This window comes from Flexithrix dorotheae DSM 6795 (assembly GCF_000379765.1).
Lineage (GTDB): Bacteria > Bacteroidota > Bacteroidia > Cytophagales > Flammeovirgaceae > Flexithrix > Flexithrix dorotheae.
On the sequence record NZ_KB903509.1, the window covers coordinates 46,877 to 67,758 of the forward strand.

The 20,882-nt window shown below is 36.3% G+C and carries 16 protein-coding genes; 6 read left to right on the forward strand and 10 right to left on the reverse strand.

Going from position 1 to position 20,882, the window contains the following annotated elements; all coding sequences use genetic code 11:
• Positions 1-19: 19 nt before the first annotated feature.
• Together A3EM_RS0137810 and A3EM_RS0137815 are read right to left on the reverse strand one after the other, a co-directional pair.
• Positions 20-3,169, reverse strand: a complete 3,150-nt coding sequence (locus A3EM_RS0137810; protein WP_020533438.1) for an efflux RND transporter permease subunit — start codon at positions 3,167-3,169, stop codon at positions 20-22.
• 112 nt (positions 3,170-3,281) lie between these two features.
• Complete coding sequence (locus A3EM_RS0137815) at positions 3,282-4,436, reverse strand: efflux RND transporter periplasmic adaptor subunit (protein WP_020533439.1); 1,155 nt, start codon at positions 4,434-4,436, stop codon at positions 3,282-3,284.
• 483 nt (positions 4,437-4,919) lie between these two features.
• On the opposite strand from A3EM_RS0137815, the gene A3EM_RS0137825 reads away from it, so the two are divergent.
• Positions 4,920-7,343, forward strand: coding sequence for an ABC transporter permease (locus A3EM_RS0137825; protein ID WP_020533441.1), 2,424 nt, complete (start codon positions 4,920-4,922; stop codon positions 7,341-7,343).
• A 267-nt stretch (positions 7,344-7,610) separates the two neighbouring features.
• Complete coding sequence (locus A3EM_RS0137830; protein ID WP_020533442.1) at positions 7,611-8,279, forward strand: GOLPH3/VPS74 family protein; 669 nt, start codon at positions 7,611-7,613, stop codon at positions 8,277-8,279.
• 93 nt (positions 8,280-8,372) lie between these two features.
• Here the strand turns inward: A3EM_RS0137830 and A3EM_RS0137835 are convergent, their stop codons facing one another.
• Positions 8,373-11,141, reverse strand: a complete 2,769-nt coding sequence (locus A3EM_RS0137835) for an eIF2A-related protein (protein WP_020533443.1) — start codon at positions 11,139-11,141, stop codon at positions 8,373-8,375.
• Between the two features lie 337 nt (positions 11,142-11,478).
• On the opposite strand from A3EM_RS0137835, the gene rpe reads away from it, so the two are divergent.
• From rpe to A3EM_RS0137850, 3 genes are all read left to right on the forward strand, one after another.
• Positions 11,479-12,129 carry a ribulose-phosphate 3-epimerase gene (gene rpe, locus A3EM_RS0137840; RefSeq protein ID WP_020533444.1) on the forward strand — a complete coding sequence of 217 codons (651 nt, stop codon included), beginning with the start codon at positions 11,479-11,481 and terminating at the stop codon, positions 12,127-12,129.
• 13 nt (positions 12,130-12,142) lie between these two features.
• A complete protein-coding gene (locus A3EM_RS0137845) occupies positions 12,143-12,916 on the forward strand; it encodes a YdcF family protein (RefSeq protein WP_026210834.1) in 774 nt (257 codons plus the stop codon).
• Positions 12,917-13,221: 305 nt separating this feature from the next.
• Positions 13,222-14,622 (forward strand): sodium/proline symporter, encoded by a 1,401-nt coding sequence (locus A3EM_RS0137850; protein WP_157638297.1) that lies wholly within the window; start codon positions 13,222-13,224, stop codon positions 14,620-14,622.
• A gap of 52 nt (positions 14,623-14,674) precedes the next feature.
• On the opposite strand, the gene A3EM_RS0137855 is transcribed toward A3EM_RS0137850, so the two are convergent.
• The 7 genes from A3EM_RS0137855 to A3EM_RS0137885 all read right to left on the reverse strand — a co-directional run bounded on the left by A3EM_RS0137855 (position 14,675) and on the right by A3EM_RS0137885 (position 18,987).
• A complete protein-coding gene (locus tag A3EM_RS0137855; protein WP_020533447.1) occupies positions 14,675-15,058 on the reverse strand; it encodes a DUF3127 domain-containing protein in 384 nt (127 codons plus the stop codon).
• 26 nt (positions 15,059-15,084) lie between these two features.
• Positions 15,085-16,053, reverse strand: coding sequence for a signal recognition particle-docking protein FtsY (gene ftsY / locus A3EM_RS0137860; RefSeq protein WP_020533448.1), 969 nt, complete (start codon positions 16,051-16,053; stop codon positions 15,085-15,087).
• 282 nt (positions 16,054-16,335) lie between these two features.
• On the reverse strand, positions 16,336-16,488 hold the full coding sequence (locus A3EM_RS47300; RefSeq protein ID WP_020533449.1) for a DUF4295 domain-containing protein: 153 nt from the start codon (positions 16,486-16,488) through the stop codon (positions 16,336-16,338).
• A gap of 2 nt (positions 16,489-16,490) precedes the next feature.
• The gene (gene rpmG / locus A3EM_RS0137870; protein WP_020533450.1) at positions 16,491-16,673 is read right to left on the reverse strand and encodes a 50S ribosomal protein L33; all 183 of its coding nucleotides are present in this window, start codon (positions 16,671-16,673) and stop codon (positions 16,491-16,493) included.
• Between the two features lie 52 nt (positions 16,674-16,725).
• Complete coding sequence (gene rpmB, locus A3EM_RS0137875) at positions 16,726-16,965, reverse strand: 50S ribosomal protein L28 (protein WP_020533451.1); 240 nt, start codon at positions 16,963-16,965, stop codon at positions 16,726-16,728.
• 128 nt (positions 16,966-17,093) lie between these two features.
• A complete protein-coding gene (locus A3EM_RS0137880; protein WP_020533452.1) occupies positions 17,094-17,819 on the reverse strand; it encodes a VC0807 family protein in 726 nt (241 codons plus the stop codon).
• 361 nt (positions 17,820-18,180) lie between these two features.
• Entirely contained in the window at positions 18,181-18,987 is an 807-nt protein-coding gene (locus A3EM_RS0137885; protein WP_169513464.1) for an endonuclease/exonuclease/phosphatase family protein, read from the reverse strand.
• Positions 18,988-19,913: 926 nt separating this feature from the next.
• On the opposite strand from A3EM_RS0137885, the gene A3EM_RS0137895 reads away from it, so the two are divergent.
• Complete coding sequence (locus tag A3EM_RS0137895) at positions 19,914-20,324, forward strand: globin family protein (protein ID WP_020533455.1); 411 nt, start codon at positions 19,914-19,916, stop codon at positions 20,322-20,324.
• Positions 20,325-20,882: the final 558 nt, after the last annotated feature.

Here is a 20,882-nt window from a genome sequence, read left to right on the forward strand (position 1 = left end):
TTTAGTTTGTCCTATTATTTTAGCCTAATGCTTCCTGAGTTTCCTCAGCACTGATGGTAATAGTTGGTTTTTTTGGAAATATTTTTTTCAAGCCCATATTAAACAGCACATACAAGCCAGGAATAATAACCACCCCGAATATGGTTCCTATCAGCATACCGCCTACTGCTGCAGTACCAATTGAACGGTTTCCCATTGCCCCAGCACCCGAGGCCATACAAAGTGGAATAAGCCCTGCAATGAAAGCAAAAGAAGTCATTAAAATTGGCCTGAACCTTTCCTTTCCACCATCTATTGCAGACTTCAAAATGGATAATCCATGGCTTCTTTTCAATACGGCATATTCTATAATCAGAATGGCATTTTTTCCCAACAGACCAATCAGCATCACCAGAGAGACCTGTGCATAAATGTTATTCTGAAGACCGAATAATTTGAGGGCTAATAGGGCACCAAATACTCCAGCTGGTAGGGAAATTAATACTGGTAAGGGTAAAAGTAGACTTTCATATTGAGCAGCTAAAAGCAGATACACGAAAATCAAACAAATAATGAAAATGTAAATAGCCTGATCGCCAGATTCAATCTCTTCCCTAGTCATCCCTGACCATTCGTAGTCAAATCCCCTTGGTAATTTCAACTGCGCAACTCTGTTGATCGCGGCAATGGCATCACCACTACTGTAACCTTCTGCAGCTTCTCCATTGATCATAGCTGAAGTGTACATGTTATATCTAGTTAACTGCTCAGGACCAAATACCTTTTCCATTTTCACAAAAGCCGAGTAAGGTACCATTTCTCCATATTCACTTTTGACATGGAGGTCGAGTATATCTTCTGGTTTTGTTCTGTACTCCGGAGAAGCCTGAACCATTACTTTATACATTTGCCCAAACCGGATAAAATTGGTAGCGTAATAACTTCCAAGAAGAGCCTGAAGATTGGTAAGCGCAGCCTCTGCACTCACTCCTTTTTGAGCTGCAATATCATGATCAATAGAGATCATATATTGTGGGAAGTTAGGATCGAAATTGGTAAATGTAGCTTCAATTTCAGGTTGCCTGTTTAGTTCATCTAAAAGATCCCTGGTTACAATAGCAATTTTCTGCAAATCACCATTTCCTGTTTTATCCAGTAATCTGAATTCAAATCCACTACTGTTTCCAAATCCGGGAACTGTTGGTGGAGGAAAGAATTCAATTTTAGCATCGGAAATATTTTTTGTCCTTTCCCGAATAATTTCGATTACATCCTGAACAGATTCTTGCCTTTCATCCCATGGTTTTAAATTCACCATACCCATTCCATATGAGGCTCCTTCTCCTTCAGTCATCAAACTATATCCTGCCAGGGTACTCACGGATTCTATAATATCAAGTCCTCTGGTAGCATATTCAATCTGATCTAATACCCCTTCTGTCCTTTCTACTGTCGCTCCGGGAGGGGTGGTTACGTTAATATAAAATATACCCTGATCCTCAGTAGGGATAAATCCTGTGGGTAGTACTTTAATAATCCCCCAGGTAGCCACTAAAAAGATAATGGTAAAAGTAATTGTGATTAACCTTCTTCCCGCAATAAAACCTATAAGGGACTTGTACTTATCCGCTACAGCATCATAACCTTTATTAAATCTGGAGAAAAACCAACCAGTTTTAGGTTCCTGATGTTTCAATAAAATGGCACACAATGCAGGTGTAAGTGTAAGGGCATTTATTCCGGAAATTACAATGGAAATAGCTAAAGTCAGTGAAAATTGTCTGTAGAATATTCCTACGGGTCCGGGCATAAAACTTACCGGGATAAATACTGCAGACATCACCAGGGTAATAGCTACAATGGCTCCACTTATATCTTCCATCGCAGCAAATGTAGCCATTCTGGGAGATGAATGTAATTCTTCCATTTTGGCATGCACTGCCTCCACCACCACAATGGCATTATCCACCACAATACCAATGGCTAATACCAAAGCAAAAAGTGTAAGCAGGTTAATTGAAAACCCGAATAGCTGCATGAAGAAAAAGGTACCAATTAAGGCTACTGGTACTGCCAAGGCCGGAATTAAGGTTGACCTAAAGTCCTGCAGGAACAGGAAAACAACTAAGAAAACCAATAGAAAAGCTTCAAACAAAGTTTTGATTACCTCTTCCATTGATGCATCCAGAAATCTTGAAACATCATAACTGATTGTGTAATCCATACCAGGAGGAAAGGAAGTTCCCTTCAACTCCGCCATTCTCAATTTTACATTTTCAATTACTTCAGAGGCATTGGAACCTGGCCTTTGCTTTATCATAATTGCAGCAGAAGGATTCCCGTTTTCTTTTGAAAGCACATTGTAATCTCTTGATCCAAATTCTACGTCAGCAATATCCTTAAGCTTTAGCATTGAACCATCCACATTCGTTTTGATGGGTATATTTTCGTATTGAGTTGGTTCAAAAAACTTTCCTTTATAGCGAAGTACATATTGTAACATCTGGGCAGCCCGGTTAGAACTTTCTCCGGTCTTTCCTGGAGCGGCCTCCACATTGTGCTTCCTGATGGATTCAATTACTTCTTCTGTAGACACCTTAAAATTCGTCATCCGGTCTGGCTTCAACCAAACCCTCATAGAATACTCTCTATGTCCCAAAATTTCACAAAACCCCACACCATCAATCCGCTTCAATTCTGCCAAAACATTGATATCGGCAAAGTTGTAAATAAACTTTTCATCAGCTGTGGAATCACTTGAAATAAGGTTGAGATACATCAACATGGAATTCACCTCTTTCTCAGTGATTACCCCGGCTTTTATTACCTCTTCGGGCAATTCATCCAGTACAGCAGTTACCCTGTTTTGTACATTCACCGCAGCCAGATCCGGATCAGTCCCCACTTCAAAGTTTACCGTAATAATGGTCGTTCCATCATTACCAGAAACAGAAGTCATATAGGTCATTCCCGGAACACCATTAATAGCCCTTTCCAGAGGAGTGGCTACAGCTTTGGCACAAACCTCAGCATTGGCTCCTGTATAATTAGTAGTTACCGTAACTGCCGGAGGTACAATATCGGGAAATTGGGTTACCGGTAAACTGAAAAGAGAGATAAGACCAAGCAGTGTAATAAAAAGTGAAATTACTAAAGAAAGAATAGGTCTTTTAATAAAAATATCAAACATGATATCTATTCTGATTTTATTTTATGAATCTTGTTTAAGGAAATTTCTATCTTGTGAAAATCCATTCCGATTAATTAGTGAAGCAAAAGATAGAATTTAACAGGAAAAGGAACTAGAACACTACTTTCCCATCCGAAGCAGCTTTAATCAAACTATCCAGATCGTAATAAATAGGATTAATTTCCATTCCTTCTTTAAGGTTTTGAATTCCTTCATAAATAATACGGTCCCCGGATTTCAAGCCGGCTCTGACAATATAGAAGTGAGAAAACCTTGTTTCCGGCTGAAAACTCCTTATTTTCACTTTATTTGTTTCATCCAACACATAAACAAATTGCCTGTCCTGAATTTCAAAAGCGGCTTTTTGAGGCAAAAGAAGGGCATTATTAATATTATTGGTGAGGGTAATTTTACCAGTAGAACCATGCTTAAGTATTTTATCCGGATTGGGAAAGATAGCTCTAAATGCTATTGTTCCGGTACTGGAATTAATTTCACCTTCCATGGTTTCAATTTTTCCAGGATACGGATACACTGTACCATCAGCAAGTGTTAGTCTTACCACTTTATTCCCATCCACACCTGATGCAAGATTTTTTTGGTAATTTAAATATTCGCTTTCCGAAACATTAAAATAAGCATACACCTGACTGTTGTCGGAAATTTTTGTCAATAATTCTCCAGAGTTTATCAAACTTCCCGGTTTCAAAGGAATCCTGTCAATAATACCATCAAAAGGAGATTTAAGATAAGTATATGAAAGTCTGATAGCTGCATTTGAATGGGCAGACCTGGCTTCATCAATTCTGGCTTTAGCTGCAGAATGTTTGGCTTTAGCCACCTCTAGTTCCGAATTGGAAATTACATTCTTCTCTACCAAAAGCTTTACCCTGTCTACTTCGAGAGCAGCAGCCTTGGCATTGGCAATAGCACTTTCCAGGTTTGCTTTTTGTTTAGCCAGTTCTGCTTCGTATTCTTCACTATTAATTCTGAATAATGCTTGTCCCTTTCTCACTTCTTCCCCCTCATCCACATAAATTTTATCCAAAAAACCACCTACTCTTCCCCGAATTTCTACGTGCTTCACAGCATTTATTTCAGCAACATATTCTTTTATTAGCAAGGTATCCATACTAATAAGTTTAACTACTGGCAGATTCTGAAGCCCGGCAGTTTTAATATGATTTGAAGTATTTTTTGATGAGCAGGTGAAAAAAAGGACCGAACCTATCATAATCACGAGCCAATCTTTCAACTTTCTTTGCATTTTTTTATGGTTTTAGTGGTGGTTAATAATTTTTAGATAAATTATTTGAGGCCTAATTAGCGCCAGAATTTAAAGTCGGAAAAATATCTCCAGGGATTAATTTAACTTAAAAAACCAATGAAAAAGACAGTAATTCTGGCAAGAATCCAGCTTTGTGCTGGCAATAATAATTATTATACCTTAATCATCAAAACCTTACAAATCCCTTTTTATTCCATTTCAGGGCATGTTTTTAAAAGATTATTACTTTCAATTTACTTGGTCTTTTGAGATCATACTTTGGGCATATGTTTTTCTTTTTTCAGAGAATAAACCTTGTTATTTAATTTTTTTAATTTTTTATTGAAATTCACAATTAATAAGATTTTTCGCTTCCCTGCAGTATTCTTTCATTTCACTGCAAATTCAAAACCTAACCGCCTCAAATCTGTATACAAGAAAACCAGAATATTACCTGACTTTCTTCAATTTTAATGCACAAACATGTTCCGTAATTTTTTTAAAACTGCCTTTCGCAGCCTGATCAAAAATAAATTCTTTTCTTTTATCAATGTACTAGGATTGAGCGTGGGCATAGCCGTTTTCCTTTTAATTTTTCAATATGTCAGCTTTGAAACCAGTTATGAAAAATTTCATATAAAAAGTAACCATATATACAGAATAACATTGGACATGTACAATGGTTCAGAGTTCATTGCAACAGATTGTGAAACTTACGGACCTTTAGGCCCTCTTCTAAAAACAGAAATGCCGGAGGTCAAAGATTTTGTAAGGGTTTATCACAACGAAATGGCCGAAATAGGATTGGACGACAAGCGATTTAAGGAACCCAAACTATACTTTGCAGACCCTTCCATATTCGATATTTTTTCATTTGAATTTATTGAAGGCGACCCTAAAACGGCCTTAGAAGAAAAATTCCAAATCGTATTTACTGCTTCCAAAGCCCTGAAATATTTTGGAACCACCGACATCGTAGGTAAAACCATTGAGGTAAGTGCGGAATTTAGCGCTAAAAAAGAACCTTATAAAATAACCGGAGTAATTAAAGATGTACCTCCAAACACCCATCTTAAATTCGACTTTCTAATTTCCCACGAAACACTCAAAAACTGGGGCTATACCGGCCAAAGCTGGGGCGGAAACAATGAATATACTTATCTACTCATGCAGCCGGGCACAAATCTGGAATCATTTAATCAAAAACTTGTAGATCTAGCTGTCAAACTAAAGGATAAAATTGGAGATGAGCGATTCACTGCAGAATCTATTGAAGATATACATTTATATTCTCATAAAACATTCGAGCCAGAAGTAAACGGAGATGCCGATACGGTCCATTTTCTAGCCATTATCGCCATACTAATCATTATAATTGCCTGGGTAAACTATGTAAATTTATCCACCGCAAGATCAGTAGAAAGAGCCAAAGAAGTAGGCATACGAAAAGTGGTGGGTTCCAGCAAAAACGCGCTTGTTATCCAATTTCTTACCGAGTCCTTTGTCGTAAATTTAATTGCCCTCTTCTTGGGGCTTGTATTCATGTATTTTGCCATGCCGGCATTCAAGGAAATTACCGGTCAACCACTTGAACTAATTCCATTGGACAACCCGCTTACACTTTTGATTTTAATAGGCTTATTACTTACAGGAACATGTTTATCAGGACTTTATCCCTCTCTTGTATTATCAGGTTTTCAGCCAATTACTGTATTAAAAGGAAAGTTTAAAAACTCAGGGCATGGAAATTTTTTAAGAAAAAGCTTATCAGTTTTTCAATTTGTTGTTTCTGTAATTTTGATTGCCACCACGCTTGCAGTTTACCTTCAGATTGACTTTCTCAGGTCAAGAGACCTGGGTATGAATTTGAATAACACATTGGGAATTCAGGGGCCACAACTCGATTTACCGGACTCAACCTATGTAGCTCAAATTAATGTTTTTAAAAATTCCCTTACACAGTATCCGGATATCGAAAAAGTTGCCAGATCAATCACTCTGCCTGGCTTAAGTGTACATGAATTAAGCACGAATAGTGGCATTAGGAGACTTGGAACTGACGAAAACAGTGGAACTTATAATTATTATATCAATTATGTAGATGAAGATTTTTTTGACGCCCTGGAAATAAAAATTACTCAGGGGAAAAACTTTGATCAGGGTAAGTCAAATCAAGATAAAGTGATAATAAACAAAGAAGCAGCAAGACTCCTGGGTTTTGAAAGTGTAGAAAAGGCTCTGGGTGAAAAGCTAAATTACAGAACCTGGGGAAGCAGGGAAGCCTCAACTATAATTGGAGTAGTGGATGACTTCCACCAAATCTCCCCTAAATCAGCCCATCTTCCCATGATTTTTGGAAAAACTAACAGTGCGGGATATTTTACGGTAAAATTGGCAGGCGAAAATACAAAAGAAGCGCTACAAAGAATTGAGCACACTTGGAAAGAGATATTTCCTGGAAGTCCTTTTACCTACTTTTTCCTTGACGAAAGTTATGAGCAACAATATAAAGCAGAATTGAGATTTGGAAAAGTCTCTGTAATATTTAGTGGGCTAGCCATCTTTATCGCCTGCCTTGGACTTTCAGGATTATCATCTTATACCATCATCCAAAGAACAAAGGAAATTGGCATAAGGAAAGTTTTGGGTGCATCAGTCATGCAAATATTAAGGTTGCTTTCAACAGAATATTTTCGGCTTATTCTGGTAGCCACTATAATTGGAATCCCCTTATCCAACTATTTAATAACGGAATGGCTCAGTGGATTTGCCAATCGCATAGAAATCAATTGGCTGATTTATATAATCCCAACAATTATTGTTTTTATGATCGGATTATTAGCTGTAGGAAGCCAAACTATAAAGGCAGCATCAGCAAATCCCACCAAAGTTTTAAGGAATGACTAATAGATGTATTCGATTTACTTTCCTTATTTATTTAGTTAATGAAGGTTAATTTTTTAACAATTGTGTAATTTCTTACATGCCTCAATCTGGTCAGATTGAGGCACTTTTCATTTTATGCTTATTTTAGGGTAATAATCAAATTTTACCAGAGATTTGCTTAGCAATTTTCAAAAGATACCACGTTAATGATTTACCAATACAGGTGAAATAAATTAAATAATCCGGTAACAGCATAAATTCTTTACCAACTTAAATTTCAACCATCGCATGCAATTGACAATAGCAGAGGAACTTTTACTGATTGCCTTGGATGACAAAAGGGGGAAATTAATTACATCGTCTAATTTCTCTATTGATTTCTGTCTGGCAGGTGCCATTCTTTTTGATCTTACTTTCAAAAATCGAATAATTCTCAAAAATCAGGAACTTAAACTACTATCTTCAGAAAGTATCAATGATAAAATTTCCGATGATGTTTTAAAGGTTTTAAAAGATGAGAAGGAAACACATTCAATTAAATACTGGCTAAATACCTTACCTGTTAATTTAAAGGATTTAAGGTTACAAATTCTGGAGGAGTTAGTGGAAAAAGAGGTGCTTTCCAAAGTAAAAAATCGTTTTTTTGGTATTTTCTCTTCCAATAGATATTTATCAAATGATGGACAGCCTGAACATGAAGTTAGACTTAGGGTAAGAAATATTATCCTACATAATCACTCTTATACATTAAGGGACCTCATGTTAATTGCACTAATTGATGCGGCAGATTTAGTAGAAGAAGTTTTTACTGCTTTGAAGGATATTAAAAAAGCAAAAACCTGGATTAAAGATATTCCCCAATCCCATATTACACATGAAGCTATTAATGATACGCTCGTAGAAATTAGAGAAGCTGTTGCAGCATCCACCAGTGTGCCCATTATAATTAGAAGCTAATTTCAAAAAAGAATTTGTCAATTGTAAAAAAATCCCTCTTGCTAAAATCAAGAGGGATTTTTTTATACTCAGACATTCTTAATTTTGAAAGTTTTAATTTTTCTGAAAGGATGGCTTGCTCAATACATTAGTCGAATTAAGGTGGTATACCGTATAATTTTTACCTGAAACAGGTTTAGCCCCATCTAGACCAATAAAAACTCTTTGAAAGTTATTGGAAAAGGAAACATGAATTGCCGGATACTCATTTAAAGGATCAATGGCCACATAAGCCACTCCTTCTTCATTCCAAATATTAATTTTCCCATACCCATCTCCAGTAAAAATATGACGACCATCCGGAGCAAAGTTTGCCGATTTGAACTCCCTACTTTCATTATTTTTTAATATTCTCACAATATTACCTTCCATATCCCAGATAATGCAAGCAAAATCGCTTCCAGCTGTAATAATATAATTTCCACTTCTTGAAAAATTGGCGGAGAAAACTTTTCCTTTGTGTCCGGATAATTTTTTTAGCAGATTGCCCTCCACATCCCAAATAATGGCAGTGCCGTCATTACTTGAAGTAATGATTCTTCTTTCTTCCGGAGAAAATTTCACACTATTTACAGACCCCGAATGTCCCTTAAATTCTGCTATTTGGCCACCAGACACATCGAATAAAATTGCATTATTATCCTTTCCGGCAGAAATTAGCTTTTGCCCACTTTTACCCCAGGCAAGATCATTTATTTGTCCCTGATGTCCTTTTAAGCTATTGAGTTCAACCCCATTTAAATCCCATATCTTTATAATGCCATTGAGGTCTGCTGTGGCAATATTTTTTCCATCAAAGGAAAATACCGCCTTGGAAAGACCTGCCTGATGGCCTTTTAAGGTTAGCACTTCTTTGCCTGCCCTGTTCCATATTCTGGCGGTGCTGTCAAGGCAAACAGTGACTAACAATTTTCCATCTGGTGAAAAATTCCCATCCAAAAAAGATTGATTTCTAATATCAAATTCGTTTGTGGTTTCTTTTTCGGTATCCCATATCCTCAGGGATTTGTCATTTGCATTCTCCAATCCACTTATCGTAAGCAATTTTTCTCCAAAATTGGTAAAATCGAACCATTTTACAGGATCTTTATGTCCCAGATAATGGTTGATAGCTCTGCCGCTGTAATCCCACATAATGGCTGAATTATCATTAGAGGCGGTGATAAAATACTGTCCTCCCGGCACAAATCTGGCGCAATTCACAGGGGCCTGATGTGCCTGGACATTAAGCAAAAGCTTACCCTCTAAATTCCAGATTTTAACTGTACCGTCTAAGCTTGCACTAATAATTTGATCATTTTCTTCATTAAAGAATACAGTGGAAACTCCTGCTTTATGAGCATTCCAGGTGGCCAGTGGCTTTCCCAAAGAAGAAAAGATTAATATTTCCCCCACATGGTTGCCAGTTACAATAAGTTTTTCATTTTTGGAAAAATTCACATGTTTCAAAGGTTTTCCTGATTGATATTTAAAAATCAAATTTCCAACAAGGTCAAACACTTTTAGATCTCCCTCCTCATTTACCGCTGCCACATTTAAGCCATTATTTGAAAAGGCCACAAAATTTATATTACTTTCTTCCTTTGGAAAAACAGTAACCAATTCTCCATTTCTTTTCCATAAACTTATTTTTTGATCCACTCCGGAAGTTAACACAAATTGCCCGTTGGGAGAAACCGAAGAAGCGGTAATGGCTCCATGGTGTGCCTCAAAAGATATTTTTGTTTCTCCATGCATATCCCGAATGGAGACCACCCCCATTTCATCTCCTGTTACAATTTCCCTATACTTTGCAGAGAAGTTTAAAGTGGTAAAATTATTCGCTGTTCTGGACAGTACTTCATAAAATGAACCAGTGTTGTAGGAGGCTTCAATTACTGCTGAAATTGCCTTTGGATTTAATGTATCCGAAAAAAAGGATGCTGTGGCTTCATTAAGGCTTTGTGTGGGATCTATATCTTGCAACATTTTTGACCTGGCAGCAAGATGATTGGATTTTTCCCTTAGCAATAATCCCTCAAGATTAGAGTTTTGGATTATTTGAAAAATCCAGAAACCAGCTATAGTGATTACCAACCCGGTAAGAATCAGGATGATAATTTTTAATAAATGATTTTGCTGTAATTGATCTAAAACCGTAGAATGGGACGATAGTAATTGAGAGAATTTTTTCGATTCGCTTATAAATTCAATATGTAGCTCGCTGGGAATACAGGGAGGTGAACTTCCCACAAAATTCATTGCCAGCCATTCTTCTGCTTCTTTTAAATCTTTTCCCATTAATAAATCTGCAGAATCTTTTCCTCCAGCCTCCCAATGAAGGGCAAGGCTCAATAACTCCGTATGTTTTTCTACATAAATTTTATCCTTTTGTAAAGTATTTATCAAAAGATTTACCCCAGTATCTAATTCATCCAGTAATTTGAAGGATTTTGATTCAGGATTATTTTCCTTCCTTAAGAAAATCCAATTACTATTTTTAATTACCGGAGGCACCTGCTTAAAAAGTTCATCCTGCTCCGGCTCTATATGCAGAATCGGGATGATCCTTTTGCTGTGCCTAATCGCCTGTGAAATTTCTTTATCACAAAGAATAGAGTTGAGGGAATGGGGAGAAATTATAAAAACAAAATTATCAGCGTATTCAATTTGATTCAGGCAATCACTTAAAACCTCTTCATCAAAGTTTGATTCTTCTTTACTTAATTTTACCTCATATCCTTCCTGACTTAATTTATCCTCCAGCATCTCCGCCAAGTCAATACTTTCATAATGGCTATAAGAAACATAAAGGTCACATTTTTGAGATAAAATACTTTTCATTCTGGTAACATTGGATTAGAACTAAACTTATTAAGTTACTTCACAGATTGGAGTTTGATTTGAACACCATTTGCAAGCACTTGAAAATAAAATCGCAAAAAATTCAACACAAAAAATATCGCATCACACAAACCAATTTCTACTTAGTATAAAAAGCGGTTTTTTTTATCATTTAGTATTAAAAATCCATGTAAAAAATCAAAAAGAATTCAATACAGGATCGAAAGTGTGGAGAAGTGTTGGAATTCATCTCCTTTCCTTTTTAAAATAAGTTGGATTGACGGTTTTCCTTGTAAAAAAATCAGGCATATTTTCATAAGGTTTTTATCTTTACGCCATGAAAAAATTAATTGCGCCTTCTTTGCTTTCTGCTGATTTTGCCAACCTGCAAAAAGATGTTGAAATGGTGAATAACAGCCAGGCAGACTGGATACATTTTGATGTAATGGACGGATCTTTCGTGCCTAATATTTCTTTTGGTTTGCCCGTGTTGAAAGCGGTGAAAAAATATGCTACAAAACCAATTGACGTCCATCTTATGATTGTCAATCCGGAAAAATATCTGGAGGCATTTCAAGAAGCAGGAGCAAATTCCATTTCGGTTCATATTGAAGCCTGCCCTCATCTACACAGAAATATTCAGCAAATAAAAAAACTAAATTGCCTTGCCGGAGTAGCCGTTAATCCACATACTCCTGTTTCTCAATTAGAAGATATTATTGAAGATTTGGATTTTGTAAACCTCATGACGGTTAATCCGGGATTTGGGGGACAATCTCTAATCGAAAATTCATACAAGAAAATAAAACAGTTGCGGGAGATGGCAGACAAAAGGGGAAAAGATTTATTAATTGAAGTAGACGGTGGAGTAACACTGGAAAATTATCAAAAACTTTTTGAAGCCGGAGTAAATATTTTTGTGGCGGGAAATACCGTGTTTGGTGCTCCTGACCCAATTGCTACCATTGCCGAAATGAAAAAACATTAGCCTAAAAATTCTTATGTTTTTCTTACTATCCAAAACGGTTTATGCCGTTGCCATGCCCATTACCTGGGTTTTCACCCTTTTTATTTGGGCCTGGCTTACAAAAAAATCACAGCGCAAGAATATATTGATTGGGGTGGGTACGCTTTTTTTGTACCTCAGCTGTAATAATTTTTTGATTAATAACCTGATGCATGGCTGGGAAATTCCAGCTACTCCATTTGATGAAGTAAAAAACACTTACAAGGTAGGAATCGTTCTGGGTGGAGTTACAGAAGGTTTTAGAGATCCAAAAGACAGAGTTTATACACATAAAGGAGCAGACAGAGTGCTTCATGCAGCACAGCTATATCATTTAGGAAAAATTGAAAATATCATTGTAACCGGAGCCTTTCAAAAACTGACTGGAGAAAAAGCATCTGAGGCGGAGAACATGAAAACCCTCTTGCTGCAAAATGGTATTCCGGATTCAGTGATTATTAAAGAAGAAAACTCCATCAACACGCGGGAAAACGCCCTGGAATGTGCCAAAATCCTTAATGAACAGTTCCCGAACGAGAAATACATGCTCATTACCTCAGCATTCCATATTAGAAGATCGGAAGGCTGTTTTAATAAGGCTGGAATAAATGTAGATACCTTTTCTACTGATTTTTATTCCCCCGATAAAAATGCTCCCTCCAATCCAATGGACTATTTTTTTCCATCTGCCGAAGCTTTTTCAAGAACCCACCGCCTGGCCAGAGAAATCCTTGGCTACATCGTCTATAAAGTAATTGGGTATGCTTAAGCACCCATGCTCCACACTGGGTACTCCATACCGGGTACTCCATACCGGGTACTATTATTTCCGAGAAACATTAATCTCTCTATCAGTCTTTTATGGCAAAATAATACACAGTTAATTTTGAATTACTACTTAAAAACTTCTTCCCCTCACATTAGAATTCATTTTATTGGATAAATCCCTACTCTTTTATAGCTTCCTGATTTGAACAAGACTACAAACAGGTGCTTTATAATTATATTTTCCTTGCCTTTTATTTTTTGATACTATTTCTAATTGGTCTGGTTGCCTCCAGAAAGGTAAAAGGAATGGAAGATTACTATGTGGGGGGCAAAAAACTTGGTTTTTGGGTAGTGGCTTTTTCCTCCCGGGCTACCGGTTCTTCTGCATGGATTTTACTGGGACTTACAGGCATGGGGGCCGTTTTTGGGGTAAAAGCCTATTGGGTCGCTTTGGGCACGACTTCCGGGGTATTCGTTTCCTGGTTTTTGATGGCGAAAAAGTTTAAAGCCCTTACAGACAAATACAATTCAATCACCATCCCCGATTTTCTGGTCTCAAGATTTAATTCAAAATCAAATCTCCTTCGAACTTTATCTGCTACCGCCCTCTCTGTTTTTGTGATCATATATGTCAGTGCACAAATTGATGCCACAGGGACCGCTTTTGAGTCTTTTTTAGGTTGGGATTATTTTATCGGGGCTATTGTAGGGTTTTTAATTGTGGTCATTTACATGTACTCGGGAGGTTTCATCGCTGTAGTATGGTCCGATTTATTTCAGGGAGTGATTATGTTATCCGGATTGGTATTGCTTCCAGTTGGGGCCTTTTTTATGATTGGGAATTTTAATGAATTGCAAATTGGACTTAGGGAAATTAATCCGGCATTGCTCAATATTTGGGGAGATGAGGGCTTCACCTGGATCAACTTTTTTCAGGCCTTGGGTTTCTTTATGATTGGTTTGGGATATTTAGGTTCCCCACAGTTATTTATCCGGTTTATTTCCATTAAGGATGAAAAGGAAATTGATAAGGGGAAATGGGTTTCCCTTTCCATTCAGGCTATAATGAATATTTCAGCCATTACTATAGGAATTTTTGGCAGGTATTTACTTACTACTCCCGAAGATCAATCTTTGAATATTTTAGGTCCTGCCGGGCAAAACGTGCTTATCAGTTTGGTGGACTTGGTAATTCCCTTAGCTTCCGGACTTTATATTGCTGCAGTTTTAGCCGCCATAATGTCCACCATTGATTCCCTTTTAATTCTGGCTTCCAGTGCTGTTGGCAGAGATTTTTATCAAAAAATATTTCATCCTGATCTTGAAAACCAGCAACTGGCAAAACTTTCCAAATGGATCACATTAATCCTTGCCCTCATAGCTCTGGGAATGGCCCTTTTGGTGGCCTGGATAGTTCCAGGAAGGACAATCTTCTGGTTTGTGATATTTGGCTGGTCCGGACTTGCAGCATCTTTTTGCCCGGTTATGATATTATCCATTTTCTGGAAGGACTTTACTGAAAAAGGGGCTATTGCTGCTATGATTGTCGGATTTCTCGGGGTACCCATTTTTAAATTTCTTATCCCTGAAATTCCGAAAATTGGAATTTACTTTTCAAAAATGTCAGAATTATTTCCCTCTTTTAGTGTGGCTTTATTTGCTGGAATTATTGTATCCATGTGGGAAATCAAAAAAAGAAAAGTATAAAAAAAGCCCAACATCAAAGTTGAGCTTTATCCGGGTAATTATTTTGTAATTCTTAGAAAGGCAATTCATCTTCTGAAGCTTCGGAAATCCCTCCTGGCTCTTCTGATGGTCCCGGATCTCCGGCAAAATTATCTGGTCCGGGCCCTGGTGCTGCCTCAGAAGCAGATTCTATTCTCCAGGCATCCAAATTGGTAAAATAAGTGGTTTTGCCTTCCTTGGTATAAGGTCTTCCCTTTAAATTGAAATTTACCTTTATTTCATCTCCTTTACTGAATTGATCCAATAAACCGCATTTATCCTGGGTCAATTGCATTTTCACGTACTCCGAGTACATACCATCCTGAATTTCTATAACAAATTCCCTTTTCTTAAACCTTTCAGTAATTTGTGCTTCATTGTAAATTTCTACAAGTTTTCCTTTTACCTCTAATGCCATTTTTAATTGTATATATTTATGATTATTTATTTTAAGTTTTCGTTTCCAAAAAGCGACTGCACAAACGCCATTTTATTAAAAGGCTGCAAGTCATCTACCTTTTCCCCTACTCCAATATATTTTACTGGAATTTTAAATTCATCTGAAATGCCAATTACTACTCCACCTTTGGCGGTTCCATCAAGTTTGGTAATTGCCAGAGAGGTTACTTCAGTGGCTTTGGTAAATTCTTTTGCCTGAATTACCGCATTTTGTCCGGTACTTCCATCCAAAACTAATAAAACTTCATGAGGAGCATCATCAATCACCTTTTTCATCACTCTCTTAATTTTGGATAATTCATTCATCAGGTTCACCTTGGTATGTAGCCTGCCCGCTGTATCCACGATCACAATATCTGCATTTTGCTCTACTCCCTGTTTCACCGCATCAAAAGCCACTGAGGCGGGATCTGTATTCATTCCATGGGACACCACCGGAATACCAACCCTGTTCCCCCACAATATTAACTGATCCACAGCCGCAGCCCGAAAAGTATCAGCAGCACCTAAAACTACCGATTTTCCCATTTTCTTAAATTGAGAGGAAAGTTTTCCTATGGTGGTAGTTTTACCTACACCATTCACCCCTACCACCAAAATCACATATGGTTTTTTACCCTCAGGAATTTCATATCCACCTACATCAGCAGATTTGTTTTCTTCCATCAGAGCGGCTATTTCCTCATGCAAAAGCCTGTTGAGTTCAGAAGTATTCAAGTATTTGTCCTTCTTTACCCTCTCCTCAATTCTTTCAATAATTTTCAGGGTGGTTTCCACACCAACATCCGCACTAATCAGAATGCTTTCCAGCTCATCCAGTACTTCTTCATCCACTGTAGACTTCCCTATCAAGGCTTTGCCCAACTTCCCAAACAAACTTTGTTTGGTCTTTTCTAATCCTTTATCCAGGGATTCCTGGTTTTCTTTTTTAAAAATCTTATCAAATAATCCCATAATGCTAATTAAAAAAATGGAAGCTAAAAGCGGTTTTTGGTCTTAAAACTCAAGAATATACTTCTTTTTAAACTAAACCTGCTGAATTTCACCTAATTCCTAAATTTAGGATTTTCGTATTGTTTTCAGAAATAACTTCTGTATAAATTTGGTTCGAGAAAAAACTTCTCATTGTCAAGCAGTTAGGCTGTTTTAGCCATAAAAAATACAGATATTTCCAAAATAAAAAACCCTACCAAATAGTAGGGTTGTAAAAATACTTCAAAAGATGTGTTTTTAAAATTACTTTTTCAAAAGTTCTTTTGCCACATCTTCGGTAACAATTTCTTCTTTGAAGGTATAAGCTCCTGTTTCAGGATTCTTAATAGCTCTCACTACTTTTGAATATTTTACTCCACCTTCTTTTTTCAGGGTTGCAACTACTTTCTTAGCCATAATTATTTAATTTCTCTATGAACAGTATATTTCTTTAAAACAGGGTTGTACTTCTTAAGTTCCAATCTTTCAGGAGTATTTTTCCTGTTTTTGGTAGTAATATACCTTGAAGTACCTTTTTCCCCGGTCGCTTTGTGCTCAGTACATTCCAAAATCACCTGAACACGATTTCCTTTTTTTGCCATGATTAAATAAATCTATAAATATTTTCAATAAAAACCTTTAATAATCAGGTAATTAGATAACTACATTACCATTAGCCCTTGCTTTTTTAAGCACTGCTGTAATCCCATTTTTATTGATGGTTCTCAATGCAGAAGTAGATACTTTTAAAGTAATCCACTTATCTTCTTCAGGGATAAAAAATCTTTTCTTCTGTAAATTTGGATAAAACTTTCTTTTAGTTTTATTATTTGCGTGGGAAACATTATTTCCTACTCGAGGTCTTTTTCCTGTAATATCACAAACTCTTGCCATTATTATATCAGTTTTAAAAATTAAGGTGCAAATATCCTAAAATTAAACATAATTAAAAAGTAACCACGAAGGTTTTTGTTTAAAATTTCAGCATTATTGTTAATTGGGGAATATTTATGACCTTTTTCTTAGTTTTTACCAGCGTCAGGATCATTAAAAATCTCCTTTAGCTCCAAATTAGTAAGCTTTTTAATACCTGCAATCAAAAACCAAAGCGCCAGTAACATGATTATGGTGGAAGGTACGGCAATCACAGGAAAGCTTAAAGCAGTCATTTGTCCCAACTCCTCATTAAAAGCTTCGGTTCCCGAAGGGCTTTTAATAATAACCTTCGCCAACACATAATTCAAAATGGCCGATACTAAAAATGAAGCAGATAGCAGATAGGTGGCAGTCACCATTTTTTTATCAAATTTTTCCCGGTTGCCATTATCATCAAGAATTTGGTTGATCTTGCCAACATTTAAAATCTGCTCATTGAACAACAGTTTTCTCACTAAAGGAAAGGGAGTCCACAAGGAGCCAATGACCACCAAACCAATGATAAAAGGAATGGCTGCTTCCTTTACGGCAATCCAGTGGGCATCGAGTTCCAGCAAACCAATAATTCCCGTAATGAGAATACTGACCAATCCTAAAACTGAAATAAAATTGACTTTTTTCTTCTTTATAAAATCGTAAATACCATAAACTAAAGGAAAAGCCAAAGCGATAATTAATCCATTTACAGGACCCAGTTTATCCTCCCCACTAAATTTCATTAATATCACCGAAGGAATAATGATATTAATCACCAGATTCATTAGCGGACTATCCTTCTCTTTTTTCTGATTTATTGCTGAATTTTCTTCCATTGCCTTCAACTCGAAAAATTTCTTTTATTTAGCTGATTAATTTAACTGTATATGGTAAATCAAAAATAACTACCTTGTAATTTGCTGCAAATGATTACTATTGAGGTAATATTGCTCAATATTAAAAAAGTACTGGAACTTAAATGTAAATGTACAGCTATTTTTACTTAATGAGAACTGTAAATTAATTTCAGCAGGTATTTTTATTTAACCATGAATAACTTTGGGGCATTCTTCATTCTTTGTATAGCCTTCTAAAAATGGCCTTAATTTCAATAAAAAAAAAAGCAGGGTTTAAAATGAAACCCTGCTAATACGAAAGCTAGTTTATTTACAATTCCAATTCCTAAGTAGCATTACTTTAAAATTCAATATCAGCCATCACTGGAAAATGATCAGAAGGATATTTTTCCCCGAATGAATCATTTATCACCTTCACCCACTTTACTTCAATTTCTTTAGTGGTAAAAATATGATCAATTCTGTTTGTAATCTCTTTGCCACAAACTTCAAACCCTCCAAATGTTCCTTTAGGACCAATACTTCCATTTTGGGTTATCTGATGTACATCAAAAATTTGCTGACCTGAAATAAGATCATGGTATGGAGCCGAATTTTCGGAAGCATTGAAATCTCCCATAAGTACCGATGGCTTTGACAAGCCTTCAGCAAGGATATTTCGCTTTATTAATCTCGCACTTTCCAGTCTGGCTTCTTCTCCCCTGTGGTCGAAATGTGTATTAAAAAAATCGATTACTTTTCCTGAAGCCTTGTGTTTCAATTGTACTTTAGTTAGAATCCTGGGCAAGGCTGCATCCCAGCTTTTGCTCGGCTTCCCGGGAGTTTCAGATAACCACATGGTTTCGCTGGAAACCAGGTCAAACATTTTTGCATTATAAAAAACAGGGGAATATTCTCCTTTTTCCTTCCCATCATCTCTTCCTACACCATACCATTTATAATCCACCAACACACTGTCCAGATATTTGGTTTGATGCAGTAAAGCTTCCTGCAAACCAAAAATTGCAGGGTTATAAAACTCAATAATTTGCGCCACCCTAGGTTTTCGGACTTCCCAACCATTTCCTTCTTTGGCATCATTGGGGCTGTCATACCGGATATTAAAAGTCATTACCCTTAAATTGATTTTCTCTTCTTTAGAAGCCATGGAAGAAAGCATTAAGAATAAAAAAATTATTAGTGAAGTCCGCTTATAACTTGTCTGCATATTAATGTGTGTTTATTTGAAATAAGGAAAAAAATGATCCTTAAAGCTATAACAAGAGATGGGGAATTGCCAAAACACACCGCAACTTTAATTAAAATTTCACATTAAAAAAGGCAGTCCTGAAATGAATCCAGGACTGCCTTTTTATTTTTTTATGCTGTAATGGTCTATTTGGTGTCTTTAAAAAGATAAGCCACAAATAGAAATAAGGAAACAAGGTAGAAAATCATAGTCGTATTGTTTTGGTTTATAATAAATATACGGCTAAAAAATTCACGAACCTGTAACCTAAATTTTGCCTTATGTGGAAGGGAAATGAATTTTTACCAAATGAGCAATGGATTACCGACAGGAATAAAAAACATTACATTTTAATAAAATTAAATTATTTGATCAGGAGTGGATTCTTCACTCATTTATCCTTAAAAATCAATTATTTTCAGACAATCCACACAGCAAAAACCCTTAACCAACCAATTCAAATCAATATTTTATTAAAACATCACATTTCCATAACCGGCAGTTTTTTCAATATTTTCCAAAATTCGAATGAGCTAAGCATATCAGAGTAACTGCCTGGCCTTACCCATTCCGAATTACATTTTATAAAAGCCGGCACTTTTAAAATACAGGGAAACCCCCAACGAACAATTACGTATTTTACGTAAATTTACGTAATTACAATTTTTTTTTATTATATTGCTGTGGCATCCTTATCACAAAACCTTTTTGTTTGATTATTCCTAATCAGACTATTTCCACTTTCACCTTAAGTTAACTTCAGGAATCTCTACTGGAGATTCCTGATTGTTTGCTTTCAAGAAACACTTTTCAATCTATTTCTTTAAACTAATCTTTTAAAACAAATGACTGAAAAACAAAAAGTGATGGTTCAAGCCTCTTTCGCTAAAGTAGAACCAATTGCCGATCAGGCTGCTGAAATTTTCTATGGGAAATTATTTGAATTGGACCCTTCCCTACAACCTTTATTCAAATCTGATATCAAAAGTCAGGGCAGGAAACTGATGACAATGATAAAAGCTGCTGTGGCCGGACTGGATGACTTGGGAACCTTGGTACCCGTTGTGCAAAACCTTGGCAAAAGACATGTCGGTTATGGCGTGCCTGAGAGTAGTTATAAAACGGTTGGGGAAGCTCTAATCTTTACCCTTGGAGCCGGATTAGGTGAGGATTTTACAGAGGAAGTAAAAGCCGCCTGGGTTGAAGTTTATGGTGTATTATCCTCAACTATGATCGCAGCATCAAATTATTCCTGATAAATGAAAAGGAAATAAGCATTAACCAATCCGGCATTAGAAATGCCGGATTTTTTTTGTCATAAATAGTGCTTCCTGACTACAAATCACCAAAAGGAGAGTTCGTTTGGCCGATTTGCATAAACAAATAACTAATGGTATGGGTAGACTCTCCAATTTCCTTTCCCTCTTTTTTAGTTAACTACTTCAAATCAGCTAGTATTTTGACAAGAAACTTAAAAGGCACTGAATATACCTCACTTCTAATTTCCCTTCCACTCTAATAACTACTACTTATTTGGACTCAAAAACTACGTAATAAAACTACGTAAAAAATAAGTAATTGATACTATTTTACGTATTTTAAGCATATTTTTACGTAAATTTACTTGCTTTTTAAATTCTATTACGTACTTTTGAATTACGTAATATTACTAAATACAAAAAACCATTACGAGGAGAAAACAAACAGGGTAAAACCCAGGATGTAAATTGAAAATGACAAACTAGCAATTTCAACAAAAATTAAAGCTCAATTAAAAACATTATGAACAGTCTTAGCCCTAAAAAATCTAGCAA